The organism is Nocardia sp. NPDC058480 (genome assembly GCF_042720495.1).
Lineage (GTDB): Bacteria > Actinomycetota > Actinomycetes > Mycobacteriales > Mycobacteriaceae > Nocardia.
The window spans coordinates 1-21,345 of sequence record NZ_JBHXMN010000028.1; the positions used below are offsets into that span (position 1 = coordinate 1).

Here is a 21,345-nt window from a genome sequence, read left to right on the forward strand (position 1 = left end):
AGCACTCCCAGCAGCACACCGGCTGCGACCACCAGCCTGCCGCACAACCAGCAGCCGCGTGAACCCCCGAAAAACCTACGACCAGGACCACTTAGCCTCCTGGCGAGGTGGATCGACGAATGCAACCTGGACGAAGCATCCCCCGCCGTCCCGGCTCCGACGAACGGCCAGCCTGTCGCTACCGCGTGAGCGAACCGCCGCTCGAACGGCTTCCTACTCCGGCGCGTGCGCCGGACAAGTCACACATGCCGACCTCATGACGGACGGATGCCGGAGTACCGCGCCGAGCAGGACACGGCAAACCCCGTAGCCGGTGGGTGGGCGACGCACGGCCCTTCTTCAACGTGACTACCACGCTGAGAAGGGCCCAACCGGCCCACACCGGCGCACTGGCATTGTCAGATCGCACAGCAGTTTGCGATGACCAGGTGTCTTCCAGTTACCCAATGTTGCGCGTCCTGATGTAGTTACAACAGAGATGGGAACACGATAGGATCGGCACCGGCGAACCGGGATCGCTAGATCGTGTAGGAATCCGCGATGACCAGGCGTTTTCCGGTTGCCCATGTTTTGCGTGTCCTGCCGAGGGCACCAGAACTTCTCAGTCAGGCATTGCCGAGTAGGTCACCACGAGTGGGGCGTGATCGGAGAGCCGCTCGGCGGGTGATGGTTCCTTGTCGACGACGACAGACGTGGCGAGGCGGGCGAGACCGGGTGTCGCGAGTTGGTGGTCCACTCGCCAACCCACATCCTTGGTGAATGATTGACCCGCCCAACTCCACCAGGTGAGTGGACCCGGGCGATCGCCGTGCACCTGTCGCACCACGTCGACGAGCCGGCGCGTGCCGAGAATCGAACTGAACCACTCGCGGTCGGCAGGCAGGAATCCGTCCATCGTGCGGGCGGCACGCCAGTTGGTCACATCGTGGCGGGTGTGCGCGATGTTCAGATCCCCGGTGAGGACGAACTCGCGTCCCGCGCTCAGCGCCGCGAGCCGGTTCCGGTGCACTTCGCGGGCGAACGCCGCGAGGAACCTCTGCTTCCGTTCGTACTTGACCCCACCGTCGGGCAGTTCGCGCATCGATCCCGGGCGCTGGAGATGCGCGGGCAGACCACCCTTGGGGAGATAGAGAGAGGCCACCGTCACCGGGCGATCGGCCAGATCCACCTCGATATAGCGTCCCTGCGTGGCGAACTCACCGAGTCCGCGGGACCTGGGCGGGTGGGTCACCCACGTCCGCACGGCAGCGGCGGGAACCCTCGTCAGTACTGCCACGCCGTTACGACCGGCTACGGAACCGACGTCCACCGCCGCCGAGTAGCCCGGGAAGGTTCCCACATCGGCTGCGGGACAACGCAGCTCCTGCAACGCGACCACATCCGCCGACCTGGCCCGCAACCACTGATCGAATCCACGACGACGTGACGCGCGGATTCCGTTGACATTGAAAGTGGCGACAGTGAAAGAGTCAGCGACCGACGAACCCATGGCAACACTGTGCCGGAGCCCCATACCTCCCACCCGGGCAGCTCCGGTACGCGACCTGCACCCGGTCGTATTCCGCCCGAATCAGCACAGGCTATTCGTCGGTGCGCGACTACTCCGCCCCGGCGAGCAAGCGCTCTACGACCAGTTCGACATTCTGCTGGCCGCGTGCGACACCGACCGGCGATCGCCCAGATCGTCACCCGCGAAGCCATGTTCCACAACTTCGGCACCCCGCTCACCGGGAACTGGTCCACGGTCGCGGTCCGAACGGCGATCCGCGGGAATCAGATCGAATACGAACCCGCGATAACCAGGCGTTTTCCGGTTGCCCATGTTTTGTCCGTCCTGCCGAGGGCACCGACCTGCGATAGCGTTTCCGCAGGCCATAGCCGCCTTTTGCCGTTGCAGGTTCGATTCAACAGGGCCCGATCCATCGTTCAGCTGCGATCGAACCGCCCCGACCTTCGACGAGAACCCGGGCGATGATCGCGGTCCCGTCTCAGCGCGATCCGACGCCACCGCGCCGCACACACCCCGGACCCGACCGGACTGACAATCGAGCACGCCTGGCCGTCACAGCGGCCCGATTGCGCTCGCCAGGGGTCAACGCCGTATCTACCCATTCGCTGTCGTCACATCCCGGAGAAAACCGCGTGTTACGGACGCCAGCGGGGCGATGGCCGCCGCGATCGCGGCGGATTGGTCCTCGGTGGCGTGGTGGCCGGCCAGGCCCATGCGCTCGATTGTCAGACCGGCGATGTTGTCCTTGCACCAGGCCGCCATGTCCTGGGTGATCAGCTCACGGCGGCGGTGACATCGGAACACGAAAGGTGTACTGCCGAGGGAATGTTCGTAGTGGATGTTGCCCGAAGTCGCTCGCCGCTCCGGTCTGTGCAGCGGGGAATCGTTGGGAATTCGGTTCAGCGGTGGGCGAGTTCGGCGGCCATCCGGGCGGTGATGGTGGTCAGTACGCGGGCTGCGGTGGCCAGGTCCTCGGGCGTGACGGCGCTGTAGGCGGCTGCGACGATCTTCCCGGATTCGGCGCGGATCTTGTCTGCCAGAGCGGTGCCTGTCGCGGTGGGCTCGATCAGAGTGCTGGAAGTCGCTTGCAGCAGGCCGTTTTCGAGCAGTGCGGTCAGGGCGGTTTCGACATCGGCGGGATCCCACTGGGTCAAACCGGTGATGCGGGTGATGTGGGCGGCTCGATCGACCGGCGCACCCGCGGCAAGTGCTTGATTCAGCACGATCCACTGTTTCTCGTCGAGTGCGGTGTCGGCCAATGCGCGGGTCAGGACTGCGGTGTGGTGTTTCTCGGCCTGGCCGATGATCGAGGGGCTGAGGGAGGTCGGGGTAGTGGCTCGAGCTGGTTCAGTCGTCCTCGCGGCCGGGGCGGTGGTGCCCGGGGATGGCCCGGTGTCGGTGCCTGTTGCGTTGCAGCCGGTGAGCAGCAGCGCCACGGCGATGACCGAGACCGCGATGCCGACGTTGATGGTTCTGCTGGACATGTTGCGAAACCCTTTCGCCCTTCGGCCGAATATTGTTGTTCTGAAATGGATTTCGCGCATCGTGGTGTTCCGGCGGCGGGTCGGCCGACGGAACAGCGCAGGAGCGGTCAATCGGTGAAGGTGTCGTCAATCCTTGCGGATCCAGGCGGGGGTTACCCGGATCTCGCTGATTCGCCAGCCCGCGGTCGTCCGGATCACCGTGCAGGCCTGTCGGAGGCTGCCTGTCTGGTGGGGCGGCCGGCCATCGCGGTAGTAGTACACGATCGAGTTCGACGAGGCGGCGGCTTGATCACCGTTCACGTTCACCAGCAGGTCGGTGGTCGTGTGCTGGGTGTGTTCCCCCTCGACCTCGGCCTGTCGCATGTAGTCGACGACCTTGTCGAGACCCTGGACCGAGATTCGGGGCGAGTCGACTTTCACATCGTCGGCGAAGACGGTGCCGACGGTTTCCCAGCGGCGATCGTCGAGCAGGAGGGCGAAGCGAGTGAACAGATCGGCGATCTCGAGGCGGTCGGCGGTCGAATCAGGGGTGGACATGACTTCCTCTTTGCTTGGTGTGGTGTCGATGTGACTGTCGGTGCAGCCGGGGAGCAGCAGCGCGGCGATGGCCAAGCCCGCGAAGCCGGCCGTGGCGGTTCTTCTGAGCATGGTGTGAGAACTCTTCCCGTTCAGTTCAGGCGCGGGCCAGTTCCTCGGCCATGCGCGCGGTGATGGTGGCCAGGACCCGGGCTGCGGTGGCCAGATCCTCGGGATCGACCGCGTTGTAGGCGGCGGACACGATGGCGCCCGATTCGGCGCGGACCTTGCCTGCGAGCGCCGTGCCGTCCTCGGTAGGTGCGATCAGATCGTCGGAATTCGTGTGCAGCAGTCCACTTTCGAGGAGTGCGGTCAGCGCGGATTCGACGTCGGCGGGATCCCACTGGGTCATGGCGGCGACCCGGGTGATGTGAGCGGCCGAATCGACCGGCGCACCGGTGGTCAGGGCCTGGTTGAGCACGATCCACTGCTTTTCGTCCAGCGTGGTGCCGGCCAGTGCGCGGGCCAGTACTGCGGTGTGGTGTTTCTCGGCCTGGCCGATGACCGACGGGTTCAGGGTGGCCGGTGTGGTGGTGGTCATTGCGATCTCCTTGTTCGGGGTGTGCTCGTTGCTGTGCACGATTCTGACACTAAGTACCAAACGTGCGCAAGTGCCAATTCATGCTGAGTTTCTTTCGTGCCTGAGGCTCGTCTCGCGCTAGGATTCCGGTATGCCGATCGACGACCGTGCTCTACCGCTGCGTGAACGCAAACGGCTCCGCACCCGCCGTGCGCTGGCCGACGCCGCACTCCGGCTGTTCACCGAGAAGGGTTTTGCCGCGACCACCGTCGAGGAACTGGTTGACGCCGCGGAGGTCTCGCGTAGCACGTTCTTCCGGGCCTTCCCGACCAAGGAAGCCGTGGCCGTCGAAGCCGAAACCGAGCTGTGGACCGGCTATCTCGACACGCTGGCCGTGCACGAATTCACCGGCTCGGCGCTCACCGCACTGCGCGACACTCTCACCGGCGCGGCGACGACGCTTCCGGACGACTGGGACGCCCGCTACGTCGCCACCCGCAAATTGGTCCTCACCAACCCTGGCCTGCTCGGTTACCTCGAGTACGCTCGCTCCGGCGTGGAAACCCGAGTTGCCCAACAGCTCTCGGATCAGCTATGTCTCCCCGACGGTGACCTCCGCCCTCGTATCCTCGCCGAGCTGACCACCACAGCGTGGAGCATCGCCGGCCGAGGCTGGGTCGCCGCCGACGCGAACGGGGGTCGAGCCGATCTCCTCGAACGCTTGCATCAGGCCTTCGCCGTCATCCCCGACGCGCTCCGGCTGTCGGCGTAACCGGTTACCGCCCCTGGTTGATGCGCCACGTGATGGAGTGAACCGCAAGGGAATTCAAGAATTCGGTGGGGTCGAACGCTTCGGCGGGCGCGAGAGCACCTGGCTTGATGTCGCCCACCGCGAGGCGGGCGGCCGCCTCCACCGCCATGATCGCGGTGTCGCGATAGGCGTCTGGTCCACTGAGTACCGCGCGCACGGCGGTGCCGTCGGCGCCGATGGCGTCCAGCACGAAGTCGTATCGCAGGTCAGCGCCCGGCTCGGGCAGTGAATCCAGCAGTTCGGGGGTGAAACCCGCGAGTTGGGACAGCATTTCGGCGCCGACCACGCCCGCTACGAACGACGCGTCGGTGTGGCGGGGAATGGTGAGAACCGGCGGCTGCTGGAACTTCGCGACCGCGGTCGGCTCCGGATCTTCGGGGAAGGTCATGAACGGATGCCGCTCCATCGGGCCCGTACGCAGGGCACCGTCCTCGTAGTGCCAGCCGCCCGAGCGGAACCAGTCCAGTCCGGCCAGAACGGTTTCCGCGCTGCCCCGCGATCCCCCGCCCTCACCCCGCGCGATCAAGCTCATGACGATCTCGGCGGGCCCGGCCACGTGCCGTGCGGCCAGGTAGCCGAGCAGGTCACCGGGCAGATTGCTGTTGGTCACACCGCTCAGAATTGTCACACCTGCGGCTTCGGCGCGCGGGCCGTACTCGTCGAACGCCTTCTTCAGGAACAATTGCTCACCGGTGGTGTCGGTGTAGTGCGCGCCCGCCGTGACCGAACAGGCCCGCATCGGCGAACCCCGCGAAATCACCGGACCGGGCGTGCGCAGTGAATTGATGTGCGGCGCATACGCGTTGGGGCGCCAGCGTAGCCATCCACTGCTAGACGAGCTGCCCGAGTTCGTGCATATTCCCGCGCGCCCCGGCGCTGATCCGGCATTGCGTGGCATCCTCGATGTCCTGGCCGGGGAGATGGCGCGACCGCGCCCCGGAACCGATGCCGCGGTCCCGGCCCTGCTGGAAACGCTGCTGCTGTTCGCGCTGCGCGCCTGGTTCGAGAACCGAGCTCCCACCCCGACCGGATGGGCTGGAGCCTTCACCGATCCGTGCGTGCTGGCTGCACTGCGCGCGATTCACGATGCGCCCGAACGAGCGTGGACAGTGCCCGAGCTCAGCGCCGTCGCCGGCGTGAGCCGGGCGACCCTGACCCGGCGATTCACGGCCACGGTCGGTGAGGCTCCCCTGTCCTACCTCACCCGCTGGCGCATGCTCACCGCCGCGCGACTGCTCCGCGACACCGACACCCCGCTAGCGGGCGTGGCACACAAGGTCGGCTATCAGAGCGAATTCGCCTTCGCGAAAGCGTTCAAACGCGAATACAGGCGCGCACCCGGACAATACCGGCGCGGCAACGACACCCCCACCGTCGTCACCGGGTGAAACGCCAGCGCCCACGACAGCTCCTGCAGGCCCGCGATCCAAGGCCTCGTCGTATTCGCCGGAGGCCGCGCATCTCGATCCCGGCTGTACGTGGCACTCACCCACACGCACACATCAAAAGCGGGCCGCAGACCTGTCCGTCCGGTCGGACTGCGATCGTCAGATCGGATAGGAAGCCCCGACGACCAGCCGTTTTCCTGTTGCCCATGTTTCGTGTGTCCTGCCGAGGGCACAAACCTTTGCCGCAATTGCGCAGGTCGGCTGCCTGGCCGACGTATCGCGGATTCAGCGCCGGTGGTGGGCCCTGTTCCCAGCCAGGCCAACAGCTCACGAACCCGATCTACACCTTCGCCGCAACGGCAGCTGCTGTCAGGCAATCGGCTCCGAACAGTGCCTTGAGGTCTCCGAGGAGGGCTGGGGTCTTGTGAACCCGGAATCTCGGGTCTATGCCCAACCGTTTCGTCGTGCGGCCGATCAGCACGATGTGTACGTCTGTGTCCCCCGGGTGGCGTTGCAGAACCTCACGAAGGGCATCGACGTTGGGGCGGGTGCATGCGTGCACAGGGAGGGTCAGGGCAATCGGGGCTGACGATGGTCCGCCGATCGCTAAGTCGGGCGTGGAGATCTCGACGGCAAGGATTGACGTCCTGCTGTCGCGGACGGTGACGTTCGCGGTGACGAGCAAGACGGAATCTTCGGTGAGAGCGTGCTGAAAGCTGGTGTAGGTCGAGGAGAAGACGAGTATTTCGGTGGCAGCGTCGAGGTCGGCGATCTCGATGATGGCCCACGTTTCACCCTTTTTGTTGACGCGGCGGTCGACCGCGGCGACGATGCCGCCGATGACGATCTTCTGGCCGTGGCGAACCTTGCCCGCGTGCACGGCGGCGATCGAGGTGTCGGTAAGCGATGTGAGCGCTGTGGCGATGCCGTCGAGGGGATGGCCTGACACATATAGGCCCAGCATCTCGCGTTCGAGGGCGAGTTTTTGCTTGGTGTCCCACTCCTCGTCGGGCACCTTGACGTGGAACACGGAGACGATCGACTCGTCGACATCCTCCCCACCGAAGAGATCGAATTGCCCCATCGCCTCGGCCTTCTTGGTCGACATCACCGCGTCGATCGCGTCGGAGTGGACCAGCATCAAACCCTTGCGTGGATGGCCGAGCGAGTCGAATCCCCCTGCCTTGATGAGCGATTCGGTGACCTTCTTCGAGCATGCCAGCGAGTTGATCTTGCCCAGGTAGTCCGAGAAGTCGGTGAACTTTCCCTTCTCCTCGCGGGCGGTGATGATCGACGACACCACATTGGCGCCGACGTTGCGCACGGCACCGAGGCCGAAGCGGATATCGTCCCCGACTGAGGCGAAGTCGACCCGGGAGGCGTTGACATCGGGCGGCAGTACCGTGATACCCCTCTTGCGGCAGTCCGCCAGATAGATCGCGGACTTGTCTTTGTCGTCGCCGACCGAAGTGAGCAGACCGGCCATGTACTCGGCCGGAAAATTGGCTTTGAGGTACGCGGTCCAGTACATGACCAGGCTGTACCCCGCGGCGTGTGACTTGTTGTAGGCGTAACCGGCGAACGGCAAGACCGCCTCCCACAGGGCGGTAACTGCCTCATCGCTGTAGCTGTTGGCGCGCATACCTTTGCGGAAGTTCTCGAACTCAGCGGCCAGCACTTCGGGCTTCTTCTTTCCCATCGCCCGCCGGAGCAGGTCAGCTTGTCCGAGCGAGTAGCTGGCCACTTTCTGAGCGATCTGCATGATCTGTTCCTGATAGACGATCAGCGCATAGGTCTCGCCCAATATGCCGCCCAGCGGTTCGTCGAGTTCTGGATGGATCGGTGTGACGGCCTCACGGCCGTTCTTGCGGTCTGCGTATGCCCAGTGCGCTCCCACTCCCATCGGGCCGGGTCGGTAGAGCGCGTTCGATGCGATGAGATCGTTGAACTCGGTCGGCGTCATGCGGAGCAGAAGCTCGCGCATCCCGACCGAATCGAGCTGGAAGACACCAAGATTGTCGCCGCGGGCGAGCATCGCATAGGTCGCAGCGTCGTCCAGTGCGAGGGTGTCGAGGTCGAGATCGATGCCACGGTTGGCCTTGACGTTCTCCAGCGTGTCACCGATGACGGTGAGGTTGCGCAGACCCAAAAAGTCCATCTTCAGCAGGCCGATAGCCTCACACGACGGATAGTCCCAGCCGGTGATGATCGCACCGTCCTGGGCACGCTTCCACACCGGAATCGCGTCCGTGAGCGGCTCCGAGGACATGATGACCGCGCAGGCATGCACGCCCGCGTTGCGGATCAGGCCCTCCAGACCACGCGCGGTCTCATAGATCTTGGCGACGTCGGGGTTGGAGCCGATGAGCTCGCGGACCTCGGCGGCCTCCTTATACCGCTCGTGATCGGGATCGGTGATACCCGAGACCGAGATGTCCTTGGCCATGATCGGCGGCGGCAGCGCCTTGGTGATCTGATCGGCGATAGCGAAACCGGGCTGGCCGAACAACACTCGCGCCGAGTCCTTGATCGCGGCCTTGGTCTTGATGGTGCCGAAGGTGATCACCTGGGCCACACGGTCGCTGCCCCACTTCTCGGTGGCGTAACGGACCATCTCACCGCGGCGGCGATCATCGAAGTCGATATCGATATCGGGCATCGACACACGCTCGGGATTGAGGAACCGCTCGAACAGCAGACCGTGCGGGATCGGGTCGATATTGGTGATACCCATCGCGTAAGCGACCAGCGAACCCGCGGCCGAACCACGGCCGGGACCGACCCGGATGCCCACTTCCAGGGCGTGCGTGATCAGGTCGCCGACGACGAGGAAGTAAGCCGGGAAACCCATCTCGCAAATGACTTTGAGTTCGAAGTCGGCGCGGTCGAGGTATTCGCGCGAGGGACCGTCCGGAAAGCGGCGATCGAGACCGTCGAGGACTTCCTTGCGCAACCAGCTGGCCTGGTCGTGGCCTTCGGGCACCGGGAAGATCGGCATCCGGTCACGGTGAGCCCACACATCGTCGTAGGACTGCACCCGCTCACCGATGAGCTCGGTGTTGTCACACGCACCAGGGACCTCGGCATCCCAGATCGCGCGCATCTCCGCCGCGGACTTGAGGTAGTAACCGTCACCGTCGAACTTGAACCGGGTCGGGTCCGACAGCGTCTTACCGGTCTGAATACACAGCAGCGCTTCGTGATTGGTCGACTGGTCTTTGGTGACGTAATGGCAGTCGTTGGTCGCGATCGGCGGGATACCGAGCTGTTTGCTGATCTCGATCAGGCCCTCGCGGACCCGGCGCTCGATCGACAGACCATGGTCCATCACCTCGAGGAAGAAGTTGTCGGCGCCGAAGATCTCCTGCCACTTCGCGGCGGCTTCGAGCGCTTCGCGATCATGGCCCAGGCGCAGCCGGGTCTGCACCTCACCCGACGGGCAGCCCGTCGTCGCGATGATGCCCTCGGCGTGCTGGGCGATGATCTCCTCGTCCATGCGCGCCCACTTGCCCAGCTGACCCTCGATCGAGGCCAGACTCGACAGCTTGAACAGGTTACGCAGACCGGTCGCGTTCTCGGCGACCATGGTCATGTGGGTGTAGGCACCCGAACCGGAGACGTCGTCGCCCTTCTGACCCGGATCGCCCCACTTCACCCGCTTGGTATCGAAACGCGAGCCCGGCGCGATGTAGGCCTCGATGCCGATGATCGGCTTGATGCCCGCCTTCTTGGCCGAGTTGTAGAACTCCGAGGCGCCGTACATGTTGCCGTGGTCGGTCATGCCGACCGCGGTCATACCCAACCGATCCGCCTCCGCGAACAACGGCGAAATCTTCGCCGCACCATCGAGCATCGAGTACTCGGTGTGGTTGTGCAAATGCACGAAGGATGCCCGACTCATTGCCATCAACCCACCCATTCCGACCGCTGCCACTGCCGCCTGGTTGTCGAGCATGGCCTTCACGCCCGGCTGTATCGCAGATATATGACCAGCTAGAGTGCGGTTATGTCGAACAATCGACAAGCGTCGACGAACAACCATTGGATGTGAGAGCAGGTGCCTGAGTTGGATCTCGATCTGTCTGCGGTGCGCGCGATGGTCGCAGTCAGCGACGAAGGCCAATTCGGACTGGCCGCGGCCGTGTTGGGTATCAGCCAGCAGGCGGTGTCCAAGCGGATCGCGAAGCTGGAGAGCCACCTCAACGCCCAACTGTTCGAGCGTCGCATCGGCAACGCGGCGTTGACTGCCCACGGCACCCGCTTCTTACCCCACGCCCGCTCGATACTTGCGACGGCCGACACCGCCGTTGCCGCAGTACGCGATTCGCAGGTGCTTCGTGTCGCGGTGCACGGCGCCCAGATCGCCGACGCGAATCTGATGCGGTTCTACCTCGAGAAGCACCCGAACGCTGAGATCGAACTCATCATGATGGGCCCGGCTACGACATCGAGGGACGCCGTCATCGACGGTCGGGTCGACGTCGCCTTCGCTCGCAGGCACTGGCGCACCCGTCCACTGCCGACACATGTCTGCGCCATTCCCGCGTATCTCGATGCCTTGCATCTGCTCGTCGGGAAAGGCCATCCGCTCGCGGACCGCAACCGCGTCGAACTCGAAGCCCTCGAGCGCCTGACCGCGTGGGTGCCCGGGGCCGGATTCGATTCTGAGGTAGGCGACTTCTACGGCCGGCTCAGCGACAGCTGCGGCATCACAATCACTACCGAGCAACACAAAGGCGGTATCGGATTCGCGAACGTAGTCGACCGCATCGCGAAGTCGACGACGCTGGTTACCTTCGGCGGCGAGGGAACCACGACGCCGTGGCACCCGGACATTCGCCGCATACCCATCGCCAACCCGACGCCCGCCTATCCCATGGCACTGCTATGGCGGGAAGCGATCAATGGCCATCCCCAGCTGAACTCTTTGATCGACTTCGTCATCGCCACCTACAACGGCAACGCAGTCGACTCAATGTGGGTCCCAGAGGCAGACCGTGCCTTTCTACACACGATGACCGCTCGGCATGACCGTGCCGACTTGGAAAAACGTACCGCTCAGCAGCCCTGATACCGCTGAGCGGTACGTTCGTTTGACAGCAAGCGTCCGCCGAATTCGGTGTCGGTGTCCTGTGTCACACTCGTGGATGATGAGCCGCCACACAACTTTCCGATACTGCCTCGACCCCACGGTCGAGCAGTCGGTCGTGCTTGCACGGCATGCTGGGGCTGCTCGGTTCGCGTTCAACCAATGCCTCGCTTTCGCGAAAGCCGCCCTTGCCATTCGCGAAACCCGACCAGAGCATCCCGTGCCGTGGACCCGGTTCGACCTGATCAACGCGTTCAACGGCTGGAAGAAGACCGAGGCCGCGGGACGAGTCTTGGCCGTCGCCACCGACGGCGTCGCCGAAGTACGGGTGACCGGGTTGGCGTGGCGAACCCAGGTGTGCCAACAGGTATTCGAGGAAGCCGCTGTCGATTGCGGTACAGCACTGGCCGCGTTCTCGGACTCGAGAGCCGGTAAACGAGCGGGTACCACAAACGATCGAGGCCCCCACCCGATGCCCTAGATGGTAGGTCTTCCACGGGCTCAGCAGGCCTGGCCTACGGGCTGCTCGACCTTGTTGGGCAGGTCGACAAGTTGATCAGGTGATCGGTTCGACTGTCAGGCGCTTCGCCAAGGCTGGTACCTCGGTGTCTACAGTGGCGAGTTCGACGACCAGATCGAAGGCCTCGTTCTCGGTCAACGCGATGGTATGGCCGTTCAAACGAGCCAAGAGGCGCGCCGCGACCCAGCCGGTGCGCTTGTTGCCGTCCAGGAACGGACGCGAATGCACGATCGAATGCATCATGGCCGCCACCTTGCCGGCCAAGTCGGGGTAGGCGTCTTCGCCGAAGACCGTGGCTGCGGGCCGTGCCGCCGCGGCCGCCACCAGACCGGCATCGCGGATGGCTGGCCGCTCAGCGCCAAGGACCGCAGCGTTGACCTTCAACAGGTCGCCGACAGTGAGGTATTCGGTCACGCGTCGGCCAGCCGCTCGAGCAGCACCGCATCCTCTCCAAGAATGTCGGTTAGCGCGGTGTCGACGCGGCGACGGTGCCCTTGAGCGGCCTGCCACTGTTCGATGGCCTGCACGACAGCGGCGTTTACGCTGATGTGCAGGTCATCCGCAGCCGCCTTCAGCCCCTCGGCGATGTGGTCGGGGATCCGGACACTCATGGTCGTCATACCAAAATGGTAGCATCGATGCGGAGTTGTCGAATTGACCAACTATCGCGTTCGGCGGTCTAAGGGAGCGGCAGGCAGGAGCTTCCGGTGTTCACGCCCCGCCCAGCGACCTCGACCGTTACGTACTGCGCCGAGGTGACTTGACCGGGCTTGAACTGCTGGGCGATGACATTTTGGCGACCGGAGTAGACCGGCGTCCACTCGAAGGTCGCGGTGCCGTTCTCCGGGTGATAGACGGCGACCCCGCCATCAGCGCTCCTCGGTGTTGTCGGGTAGGTCGGCGGTCGCGGCGGCGACGGTCGGGAAGACCTCGATGCGGTCGCCGTCCTCGGCGGAACCGAGCGCGTCGCCGAATTGGGCGACCGGGCGGGCGATGCGGAAATCGATGCGCCGATGGCTCAGCTGTTTGCGCAGGTCGAGCAGCATTTTGGCAGCGGTGACGTCGATCGAGGGTGAGATTTCGGCGTCGAAGACGACCACGCGGGTGCGGGGCGTGCACAGGCCGATGATGTGGTCTTTGACGTAGTCGGCGTTGGCGAAGAACAGGCCCGCCTCGACCCGGACCACCACCAGATCGGGGCGGCGAGCCAGGTCGGGATGGCGTTGGACGTCCAGCCACAGTGAGCCGTCCTTTGCCACCTCCGCCACGTGCGGTTGGGACGCGCGATAGAGCAGCAGCAGCGTCGCGACGCCGATGCCGATCAGCAAGCCGGGCAGGGTGTCGAACAGCAGCACGCCGAAGAGGGCCGCCATCGCGGCGATGAAGTCGGCCCTGGCGACGCGGCCATAGATGGTGGCGAGCAGTTGGGACCAGACTCGGTAGAGCCTGCGCAGGGCGGCGATGTCGACGAGTTCGATCACCGCCGCGATCACGACAGCGGCCAGCGTCGCCTCGGGCAGCTTTTCGAACAAGCCGGTGAGAAACAGCAGGGTGAGCACGGTCAACACGGCGACGAGCAACCCGCTGACCTGGGTTTTCGCGCCCGCACCACCATTGACGGCCGTCTTGGACAAGCTGCCGTTCACCACCATGCCCGCGCTGAGACCCGCGCCGACATTGGCCGCGCCGAGTCCGAGCAGTTCACGGTTGGGGTCGATCGCGTAACCCGCTTTGGCCGCATAGGTTTTCGCCGCGCCCAGACCTTCGGCGAAGCCGATGAGCAGCACACCTATCGCGGGACCGAGCAGATCGAGGAAGTCGTCGAAGCCGACGCCGCCGGGCAGCCCGACGTGCGGCAGACCCGAGTCGATGTGCCCGACGATGGCCACGCCCTTGGTGTCGAGGTCGAACAGCGCGACCATCACGATCCCGTACAACACCGCGACCAACGACCCGGGGATCATCGGCAACCAGCGTTTGAGCCCGAGCACCAACGCCAGACTGATCACGCCCATCACCACGGTGCGACCCTGCGCGTCGCCGAGTCCGCGCAGCACACCCCACGCCTGTTCGAAGAAGTTGCCGTCGTGTTTGTGGATGCCGAGCAGCTTGGGGACTTGGCCGATGATGATCGTCAGCGCCAAGCCGACGATGAACCCTTTGAGTACCGGCTCGGAGATGAACGAGGCGATGAAACCTAGCCGGATCAGCCCAGCGAGCAGGCCGATAAGCCCAGTCGCGATGGCCAGCGCCGCCGACAACGCGATGTACCGGCCACCGTCGGCACCGGCCAGTGGCGCGATGATCGCCGCCGACAACGCGGCCGTCGCCGACATCGGGCCGACGATGAGGTGCCGCGAGCTGCCTGCCACGGCATACAGCACCAGCGCGGGCACCGCCGCGTACAGCCCGACCACCGGCGGCACACCCGCGATCGACGCGTAGGCCAGCGCCTCTGGCACCAGCACCGCCCACACGGTGAGGCCCGCGATCAGATCTGGGCGAAGCCACGCCCGCTGATAGCCGTGCAGCGATTCGAAGATCGGCACCCGCATCACAGATTCACCGCAGGCAGCAGCACACCGAGCCCGATCACAGTGCTCATGAGGCAAGGCTAGAAGCGCGGCGTCACACCCGCGTCACCCGTTCCGGGTGAGCTTCGAACAGACCGGTCGCACAGTCGCCAGGCAGACGCCGCGATCAGCGAATCGGATTCCCGGCACCGCCGCTGCCGGTCCAGAGGGCGACTTCCGTGGCCAGCACCGCGAGAAGTTTTTCGAGGTCACCGCCCATCGTGGCGTCGACGAAGTGCTCGGTCACCTCGCGGCGGATCCGCGGGTCGACCTGGGTGCGTGGTCTGCGCGCCCGCACGTGGGCTCTGGCGCGATGGGCGATCTGGCGAACCTCGGCGGGTGAGCGGTCGACCATGTCGGCGATCTCGGTGTGCGGGCACCACGCTCGCCGCGCCGTCGTCGGCACCGGCGTCGCGGTCGAGCAGTGGCTCCGGAAGCCATTGCCCCACATAGTCTTCACGGCGCCGGGCCAGCGCGGACCGAGAGCGCGTGATCCACCGAATCATCGGCCGCACACAATTTCGCGAACCCCGATTTCGCACCCCTCACCCCTGGGCATCAGCTCCAGCGGTCGTAGTGGCGATTAGGATCGTGGCGGTGGGATTGGTGTTCGAGACCCGGTGGTCGGACTCGCCGTGGGTGGAGTCGGTGTGGACCTGCCGCAGTGAGCAGGTCGCGGAGATGACTTCCGTGGCGACCGAGACCTGGGGATTGGTGTTCTGGGAGCAGCAGGGTGCGCACTGCGCGGCGGTCACCGGGCCGGAGATTCGCGCGAGCACCGCACCCGTTCCCGAGGGGGCGGACTTCGTCGGCATCCAGTTCGCGGTCGGCACCTCGTTGCGTGCGGTGACCGCGCCGACCCTGGTCGACAGCGGGATCGTCCTGCCCGATGTGACCGATCGAGGTTTCTGGCTGGACGGCGAGCGCTGGGAGACCCCGCGCGCCGACGACGCGGAAGCGCTGGTCGAACGGCTCATCGGCCAGGGCGTCGTGGTCCGCGATGCCCTGGTCGCCGACACGCTGCGTGGCATGGCGCCCGCGATCACCGAACGCACGCTCGAACGTCGCTTCCGGGCCGCGACCGGCCTCACCCAGGGGGCGGTGCGCCAGATCGAGCGGGCGCGCACCGCGGCGATGCTACTGAGCGCGGGTGAAGCGCCGGGCGATGTCGTCGACAAGCTCGGCTACTACGACGAGCCCCACCTCGCCCGCGCGCTGCGCCGGTTCGTCGGACAGACGGCACGGCAGCTGCGCACGGGCGGCAGTGGTGTGATCGCGCTGGATCTCACTTAGCGAACGACGTCGTAGACGAGCTTGGCGATGCCATTGGAGTAGGTCGCTGAATCACGCAGGCGCAGTTGCTGCTTGGGTCGATCGGCCCGGCCGAACAGGCTCTTGCCCGCGCCGAGCAGCACCGGGAACACGAGCAAGTTGTATCGATCGATCAGGCCCGCGTCCGAAAGTCGCTCTGCCAGTTCAGCACTGCCGTGGATGTAGATCGGGCCACCCTCGGTCTGCTTCAGCTTCTCGATGTCCTCGGTCGAGCGCAGGATGGTGATCTCGCCCCACCCGTCGATCAGCGCGTCGTCGGTAAGCGACGAGGAGACAACGTATTTGGGCAACTCTTTGTACGCGGCGTGATCCGCGGAATCGCGCCAGATCGGGGCGAACGCCTCATAGCTGCGACGGCCGAACATCAGCGCGGTGGTGTCGGCGAGCTCCTTGCCCTTGAGCGAAAACGCCTCCGGCACGAACTCGGTCTCCATCACCCACCCGCCACTGCGATGCCCCTCGACCTTCCCGCCGGGCGAGTCGACCACACCATCGAGCGACATGAATCCCGTGTAAACCAGTTCGCGTGCCATCACATTCCTCCTGAGTAGAGCGTCGTCAACTGCCTGCGGTCAGCCTAGGGAACACTCCCCCACCCTGTCTTGGACGAAACCGACAAGCACGTTCGACGCACGATCCTGACCGGACAATCGACGGGCGCCGACCTAATCCTTCACCTCGGCCCAGCGGATCAAGTACCGGCAGATCGACGCCGCATCCTTCGGCAGATCGACGGGAGACTCTTCGGCAGATCGACGGGAGACTCTTCGGCAGATCGATGGCGCGAGGTACGAACCGTTGTCTCGGTGAAGGTCACCGGCTGCGCCGGATCAGCGTTGACGCCAGCTCAGGGGGCCGGGGAGGTCGACGCTGTTCTTTCGGGTGCGGGAGTTCCAGGACCATGGGCCGATCTTGATGCCCCAGGATGACAGGCCCGATTGGGTGAAGTTGAACTTCAGCGGTCCAAAGGATTTGCGCTGACGGAACTTGATGGGCATGAGTGGCCTCCCTGATCGCCACCAGGATAGTCGATCCGGTTATGTCCCACCCGTTTCCGCGGGGCGACCGGCCGCACGGCCCGCGATCAGGTTGTCGGCGAATCGGGCGATGTCCGCAGCCAGAGTCGGATGTGCTGACGGATGCGGCACTTCGGTGGCTACGACGTCGGACACGGTGGCGAGCGTGTCGTCGATGATGCGCTCAGCGTCGGACAGCCCCCAAGCTTTGCCCTCGGCGATGAGATGAGCTCGTGTGATGACTCGGTGGCGGTATTCGCGATCGACCGCGAGCGCCATCTCGCCGTCGTTGGGCTGGTGCACCTGCGGAACGACGTCGTAGGCGGGGGCGAGGGTTGTCGACCCATCGAGGTGGTGCAGCAGGGAAATATTCTTCGCATGCATGTCGAGGTTACCGAGCGCGACGGACAGCGTTGTCATCCTGAGTAGCTTTTCCATCGACGTCTGATCGCCGACAGCTGACAGGACACCGGCGATGCGGCTGGTACTGACTCTGCCACCGAATTTCTGATACTTCTGATCCCCGCCCGCGCCGAGCACCTGACTGAAGTCTTCTTGATGGATTCGCCCGGACGGGAATGGCGCGGACCGGTCGTACCGGTCGACGACAAGAGCGGGCGTGCCGTCGAATTCCGCAATCGCAGTACTGAACTCCGCCAATCCCACCGCACGGGCGAAGCGGGCACCGTATTCCTCGTCGTAGATGGCAGTCGGGTGGTCGCGCGCCTCCGGCTTGAGGATATGCGTCGACGGGTACCCATCGATCACCCGATTCCAGCCACCGCCGGTGCGCGCGAGGACGATCTTGTCCTGCACACCCGCCAACGATGTCTTGCCACCGAAATTGGTGTTGCCCAACGGGTTATCCGCGACATTGGCCAGCATGTTCGCGACCTCGGCATCGGACAGTGGCTGCAGCGCAGGGTCTTTCGGCTCGCCGGGCGCTTCTGGATCCCAGATCTGAAGTGCGCCTGCGACGTCGCGTCCATACCGTCGCAGTAATCCGATCACATCCCGCTCGGACACTCCCGCGTCCGCCGCCATTCGGGTCAGCATTCGCCCTTCGGGGAGGAGTTCTCGAAAGAAGTTCTGCCTCCGGTCCTTACGAGGCCGAGTAGCGATGGCCGCCAGCGGGATGGACACGGACAGAATCGCGCTGTCGATCCCGAATTTGTCGACCGCCGCCGGATCCGCGACGAAGTCGAAATTTCGCCAGGTCCCGATGAGAGTTCCGATGTGGGTGTCGTACAGCTCGACGACGAGGTCAGCCACGGTCGCCCTTCGGCTCGATGGTGGCGGTGAGTTCCATCCCCGTCTCGCGCATCATGGCGAACAGCCGATCCGTGTAGATAGAGGGTTTGCCCGCTTCGATCTCCCAGATGTAGCGCTGGGTGGTGCCGAGCCGCTGGGCGAGATCACGCTGACTCAATCCGCTCAGCAAACGCGCCTGTTGCAGGATTCGGCCGAGCGATTCCGCACTTGTCACCTTGCCGGTATAGGCCACGACACCTCCTTGACTACCTTTTGGGAGTCAGGATACTCGACTACCTTTTCGTAGTCACCTCCCATGACTACAAAAAGGTAGTCACGACCTTCCTATGAACCACCCCTATCCGAGTTCTTACGACGGGCGGCGGCGAACATGGTGACGGCGGCTGCGATCGCAAGGGCTACGGCGAGGGTCAGCAGGATCAGCGGGGCGGTGGCTATGGCGTCGGTTCGGCCCGCTCCGCTGCGGCGGATCAGCAGGGCGGCGATCAGGGGGCCGAGCATTCCCAGCGCCGCTGCTATCAACAGCAATCCGCCGGTGATCAATGCGACGGGGCCGAGCCTGGCGTTGATTAACGACCGCATGGGCCTGGAATGCACTGACATGACCTCCCCTTTCGTTGGTATCTGAAAAGGTACCGCACCGGATGCGACAAATCCCCGCCATGAGCAAGACCGCCACGAACCTGTCATCAGCAAACAGATAGACACCTGAGATGCCAGCGGTCAGCCGCGCGACGAGGACAGCGTGCTTTCGCGATATTCGCCGGGGTCATACCGATTTCATCGCGAAGCGCGCCGCTATTCGCCCGCGCGTCGCTGCGATCGCGTGCGTGCCCGGTCGTGGGCTTCGCGCAGCATCTCGCGGACCGTCGCTTCGGTGGCCTTGCCCGGATCGACCACCGCGAGCCAGTTCGCGGCAGCGTAGAGGGGGTGGGCGACGACGGTGTCGTCGATGCTCGCGTCGGTGGGGGCCGCGGCTTCGGTGAAGGTCGTCTTGCTCACGGCGATGTTGACGCGGAACCTGCCGGGACGGTTCAGGTCGGAAGTCTCGTCGCCGGGGTAGTCCTTGGTCACGATGGTGGCGAAGGGCTGACCGGCGGGGACGACGCCGTCGGGGGCGTAGTAGAAGAAGGTGTCGCCCCAGGCGATCTCGGGAGCTTCGCTTCCTTCGGTCGGCCGCAGTACGAGTACTCCGCCGAGATCGGTCACGTATTCGGTGATTTCGTCGATCGTCATACTTCGAGCGTCGCATGAAGTGCCCGCGGAGTCTCCCCCGGTGTGCCTTCCCGACGCTCGGTCAGTGAACGCCGACCGGCTCACCCGCACGCAGCGCGTCGAGGGCGACTCCCGCGGCAGAGTTCGGTTCCGCCGTGTAGACCACCAGCAGTTGATCTTGATCGCCGGGCAATTCCAGTGTCTCGTAGCCGAGTTCGAGGCGGCCGGCCCGCGGGTGGTGGATCAGCCTGGTGCCGTTGGCCTTGTCCTGCACAGGGTGACCCGACCAGATGCGGTGAAAATCGCGCGAACGCGTGGTGAGTTCTTCGATGAGCGAGGCGAGGGTGCGATCGCGCGGGTACCGGCTGACCCGGCGGCGCAGGGAGGCGACGGTTTCGGCCGCCACCGCCTCCCAGTCGGGGTAGAAGGTGTCGGCAGTGGGATCGAGGAAGATGTAGCGGGCCTGACTGCGCTCGGTCTCTGCCATCGAGGAGAAGCCGGAGAGCAAGTCTCCCAGCCGATTCCAGCCGAGCACCTCCATCCGCCTGCCCAGCAGGAAGGCGGGGGCGGCGATGGAATCGAGCAGGAGCCGGGTGCCGGGGCGGATGGTCGCGGCATAGCCGGCGTCGGTGTCCGCGGGCCGGACGAGGGTGTAGAGATGGGTGCGCTCGGTCTCGTCGAGGCGAAGGGCGCGGGCGACGGCGTCGAGCACGGAGTCGGAGAAATTGGTGCCACGGCCCTGCTCTAACCGGACGTAATAGTCCACACTCATCCCCGCTAACTGGGCGACCTCTTCCCGCCGCAGACCGACCATCCGACGGCGGCCGTATTCGGTCAGGCCAACCTTCTGCGGCTGGATGCGGGCACGCCGGGTGCGCAGGAACTCACCGAGATCGGGGGACGACATGGCAGACAGCGTAGAAGCTCGGGTCGCGTGGGTGGTACCCGCGGACCTATGTACGCGCTGTCGCAGGCCGTCCCCCGCGAGATCAGGTGTTCACGGGGTGACGACCGCGAAGTTCGGGTCGGGGGTGTCCAGCACACCGAACAGCCGCTGCAGCACGCCTGGGTCGCCGCTGCAGTCGATCCCGTCCAGGCCCTTACCAGCGAGAATGCCGAGCAACTGCGGCTTGGTGAGATTCACGGTGAGGTCGATATCGGCCTTCGACCGGGGATTCGGCGTCTGGATCAGCACGCCGTTGGACAGCGTCAGGCGCACGATGGTGTCCTGATCGGTGAAGTGCCATTCGATGCGGAACGAATCCTTCGCCGCGCGTGGCCCGTTCACCCGGATCGCGACCGTGTCGAACAGCTGATCCACCGACAGTGCCGCCGCCATCCCGCCACCGAGGTCCATCGCGGTCGGCTGGATCCCCTGACGCAGCTCGTGGTCGCCGGTCAGGTAGAAGCACCGCCAGGTGGCGTTCTCCGCGCCGAATCCGAGCTGCTGATAGGTCTGGGCGAGCGCGTCCTTCGCGGCCTTGTTGCCCGGCTCGGCGAAGACCGCGTGGGTGAGCAGTTCGGCGGCGAAGCGCAGGTCGCCGGATTCGGCGTAGGCACGACCTTTCTCGATCACCGCTTCGATACCGCCGATCGTCTCGACATAGCGAGCCGCCTTCTCCTCGCGCGGATGCTCCCAGAGCGTCGATGTAGCGCGAGCAGATGTGCGGATCTCGCACCTTCGCACCACGCAGGGTCAGCAGGTTGTGCAGATTGTGGGTCACGTTCTCGGCGAGGCAGAGGGCGCGGTGGCGGGGGAAATAGAAGTTCATCTCCGCGGGTGCCTCGGTACCGGGTGTCATCTGGAAGACGATCGGGACGCCGTCGATCGTCTCCTGCTGGCCGGTGTGGGTGATGTCGACGGTAGGCGCGATCAGGGCCCGTCGAGGAACCCGAAGCCGCTGGTGTCGAAGATGACCGTGCCGTCGGCCTTGGTGATCCGCATCGGCGTCAAGGTCTTGATGAACCCGCGGTCGGCGTTCTCGAAATCGGTGCGATCGTCGTAGTCCAGCGCCATCGGAAGTCCGCTCCTCAGCTCG

General features: G+C 65.0%; 25 protein-coding genes. 5 read left to right on the plus strand and 20 right to left on the minus strand.

The window, feature by feature from the left end; translation table 11 throughout:
* Positions 1–601: 601 nt before the first annotated feature.
* The 5 genes from ACFWO8_RS32665 to ACFWO8_RS32685 all read right to left on the minus strand — a co-directional run bounded on the left by ACFWO8_RS32665 (position 602) and on the right by ACFWO8_RS32685 (position 4,111).
* Positions 602–1,489 carry an exodeoxyribonuclease III gene (locus ACFWO8_RS32665; protein WP_378974304.1) on the minus strand — a complete coding sequence of 296 codons (888 nt, stop codon included), beginning with the start codon at positions 1,487–1,489 and terminating at the stop codon, positions 602–604.
* 615 nt (positions 1,490–2,104) lie between these two features.
* Entirely contained in the window at positions 2,105–2,314 is a 210-nt protein-coding gene (locus tag ACFWO8_RS32670; protein ID WP_378974308.1) for a hypothetical protein, read from the minus strand.
* 95 nt (positions 2,315–2,409) lie between these two features.
* Complete coding sequence (locus ACFWO8_RS32675) at positions 2,410–2,994, minus strand: hypothetical protein (RefSeq protein WP_378974314.1); 585 nt, start codon at positions 2,992–2,994, stop codon at positions 2,410–2,412.
* A gap of 126 nt (positions 2,995–3,120) precedes the next feature.
* Positions 3,121–3,642 carry a nuclear transport factor 2 family protein gene (locus ACFWO8_RS32680; protein WP_378974318.1) on the minus strand — a complete coding sequence of 174 codons (522 nt, stop codon included), beginning with the start codon at positions 3,640–3,642 and terminating at the stop codon, positions 3,121–3,123.
* Positions 3,643–3,667: 25 nt separating this feature from the next.
* Entirely contained in the window at positions 3,668–4,111 is a 444-nt protein-coding gene (locus ACFWO8_RS32685) for a hypothetical protein (protein WP_378974321.1), read from the minus strand.
* Between the two features lie 130 nt (positions 4,112–4,241).
* Between ACFWO8_RS32685 and ACFWO8_RS32690 the strand changes: the two genes are divergently transcribed.
* Positions 4,242–4,862, plus strand: a complete 621-nt coding sequence (locus tag ACFWO8_RS32690; RefSeq protein WP_378974329.1) for a TetR/AcrR family transcriptional regulator — start codon at positions 4,242–4,244, stop codon at positions 4,860–4,862.
* Between the two features lie 4 nt (positions 4,863–4,866).
* Here the strand turns inward: ACFWO8_RS32690 and ACFWO8_RS32695 are convergent, their stop codons facing one another.
* Positions 4,867–5,640 (minus strand): hypothetical protein, encoded by a 774-nt coding sequence (locus ACFWO8_RS32695; RefSeq protein ID WP_378974333.1) that lies wholly within the window; start codon positions 5,638–5,640, stop codon positions 4,867–4,869.
* On the opposite strand from ACFWO8_RS32695, the gene ACFWO8_RS32700 reads away from it, so the two are divergent.
* Positions 5,621–6,289: an AraC family transcriptional regulator gene (locus tag ACFWO8_RS32700; protein ID WP_378974339.1), complete on the plus strand. Its 669-nt coding sequence runs from the start codon at positions 5,621–5,623 to the stop codon at positions 6,287–6,289. The two genes, ACFWO8_RS32695 and ACFWO8_RS32700, sit on opposite strands and share 20 nt — an antisense overlap.
* A gap of 340 nt (positions 6,290–6,629) precedes the next feature.
* Here the strand turns inward: ACFWO8_RS32700 and dnaE are convergent, their stop codons facing one another.
* Positions 6,630–10,196, minus strand: coding sequence for a DNA polymerase III subunit alpha (gene dnaE / locus ACFWO8_RS32705; protein ID WP_378974460.1), 3,567 nt, complete (start codon positions 10,194–10,196; stop codon positions 6,630–6,632).
* A 150-nt stretch (positions 10,197–10,346) separates the two neighbouring features.
* On the opposite strand from dnaE, the gene ACFWO8_RS32710 reads away from it, so the two are divergent.
* Both ACFWO8_RS32710 and ACFWO8_RS32715 read left to right on the plus strand, forming a co-directional pair.
* Positions 10,347–11,360: a LysR family transcriptional regulator gene (locus ACFWO8_RS32710; RefSeq protein ID WP_378974344.1), complete on the plus strand. Its 1,014-nt coding sequence runs from the start codon at positions 10,347–10,349 to the stop codon at positions 11,358–11,360.
* A gap of 79 nt (positions 11,361–11,439) precedes the next feature.
* A complete protein-coding gene (locus ACFWO8_RS32715; protein ID WP_378974351.1) occupies positions 11,440–11,859 on the plus strand; it encodes a helix-turn-helix domain-containing protein in 420 nt (139 codons plus the stop codon).
* 75 nt (positions 11,860–11,934) lie between these two features.
* Here the strand turns inward: ACFWO8_RS32715 and ACFWO8_RS32720 are convergent, their stop codons facing one another.
* The 4 genes from ACFWO8_RS32720 to ACFWO8_RS32735 all read right to left on the minus strand — a co-directional run bounded on the left by ACFWO8_RS32720 (position 11,935) and on the right by ACFWO8_RS32735 (position 14,877).
* The gene (locus ACFWO8_RS32720; protein WP_378974354.1) at positions 11,935–12,312 is read right to left on the minus strand and encodes a type II toxin-antitoxin system death-on-curing family toxin; all 378 of its coding nucleotides are present in this window, start codon (positions 12,310–12,312) and stop codon (positions 11,935–11,937) included.
* Positions 12,309–12,518, minus strand: a complete 210-nt coding sequence (locus ACFWO8_RS32725; RefSeq protein WP_378974356.1) for a hypothetical protein — start codon at positions 12,516–12,518, stop codon at positions 12,309–12,311. The genes ACFWO8_RS32720 and ACFWO8_RS32725 overlap by 4 nt, the downstream gene beginning before the upstream one ends.
* A 249-nt stretch (positions 12,519–12,767) precedes the next feature.
* Entirely contained in the window at positions 12,768–14,453 is a 1,686-nt protein-coding gene (locus ACFWO8_RS32730) for a SulP family inorganic anion transporter (protein ID WP_378974361.1), read from the minus strand.
* A 145-nt stretch (positions 14,454–14,598) separates the two neighbouring features.
* Entirely contained in the window at positions 14,599–14,877 is a 279-nt protein-coding gene (locus ACFWO8_RS32735) for a hypothetical protein (protein ID WP_378974364.1), read from the minus strand.
* A gap of 191 nt (positions 14,878–15,068) precedes the next feature.
* On the opposite strand from ACFWO8_RS32735, the gene ACFWO8_RS32740 reads away from it, so the two are divergent.
* Complete coding sequence (locus ACFWO8_RS32740) at positions 15,069–15,764, plus strand: helix-turn-helix domain-containing protein (protein WP_378974369.1); 696 nt, start codon at positions 15,069–15,071, stop codon at positions 15,762–15,764.
* On the opposite strand, the gene ACFWO8_RS32745 is transcribed toward ACFWO8_RS32740, so the two are convergent.
* The 9 genes from ACFWO8_RS32745 to ACFWO8_RS32785 all read right to left on the minus strand — a co-directional run bounded on the left by ACFWO8_RS32745 (position 15,761) and on the right by ACFWO8_RS32785 (position 21,323).
* Entirely contained in the window at positions 15,761–16,336 is a 576-nt protein-coding gene (locus ACFWO8_RS32745; protein ID WP_378974374.1) for a dihydrofolate reductase family protein, read from the minus strand. The two genes, ACFWO8_RS32740 and ACFWO8_RS32745, sit on opposite strands and share 4 nt — an antisense overlap.
* Positions 16,337–16,633: 297 nt before the next feature.
* Positions 16,634–16,801: a DUF4236 domain-containing protein gene (locus ACFWO8_RS32750; protein WP_084472559.1), complete on the minus strand. Its 168-nt coding sequence runs from the start codon at positions 16,799–16,801 to the stop codon at positions 16,634–16,636.
* Positions 16,802–16,840: 39 nt separating this feature from the next.
* Positions 16,841–18,091 (minus strand): type II toxin-antitoxin system HipA family toxin, encoded by a 1,251-nt coding sequence (locus ACFWO8_RS32755; RefSeq protein ID WP_378974377.1) that lies wholly within the window; start codon positions 18,089–18,091, stop codon positions 16,841–16,843.
* A complete protein-coding gene (locus ACFWO8_RS32760) occupies positions 18,084–18,323 on the minus strand; it encodes a helix-turn-helix domain-containing protein (protein ID WP_378974380.1) in 240 nt (79 codons plus the stop codon). The genes ACFWO8_RS32755 and ACFWO8_RS32760 overlap by 8 nt, the downstream gene beginning before the upstream one ends.
* Before the next feature lie 92 nt (positions 18,324–18,415).
* A complete protein-coding gene (locus tag ACFWO8_RS32765; protein WP_378974388.1) occupies positions 18,416–18,673 on the minus strand; it encodes a hypothetical protein in 258 nt (85 codons plus the stop codon).
* 216 nt (positions 18,674–18,889) lie between these two features.
* Positions 18,890–19,327, minus strand: a complete 438-nt coding sequence (locus tag ACFWO8_RS32770) for a DUF6194 family protein (RefSeq protein ID WP_378974393.1) — start codon at positions 19,325–19,327, stop codon at positions 18,890–18,892.
* Positions 19,328–19,388: 61 nt separating this feature from the next.
* Positions 19,389–20,213, minus strand: coding sequence for a helix-turn-helix transcriptional regulator (locus ACFWO8_RS32775; protein WP_378974397.1), 825 nt, complete (start codon positions 20,211–20,213; stop codon positions 19,389–19,391).
* Between the two features lie 90 nt (positions 20,214–20,303).
* Positions 20,304–20,996 (minus strand): alkyl sulfatase C-terminal domain-containing protein, encoded by a 693-nt coding sequence (locus ACFWO8_RS32780; RefSeq protein WP_378974402.1) that lies wholly within the window; start codon positions 20,994–20,996, stop codon positions 20,304–20,306.
* 183 nt (positions 20,997–21,179) lie between these two features.
* A complete protein-coding gene (locus ACFWO8_RS32785) occupies positions 21,180–21,323 on the minus strand; it encodes a hypothetical protein (protein ID WP_378974406.1) in 144 nt (47 codons plus the stop codon).
* Between the last annotated feature and the right edge of the window lie 22 nt (positions 21,324–21,345).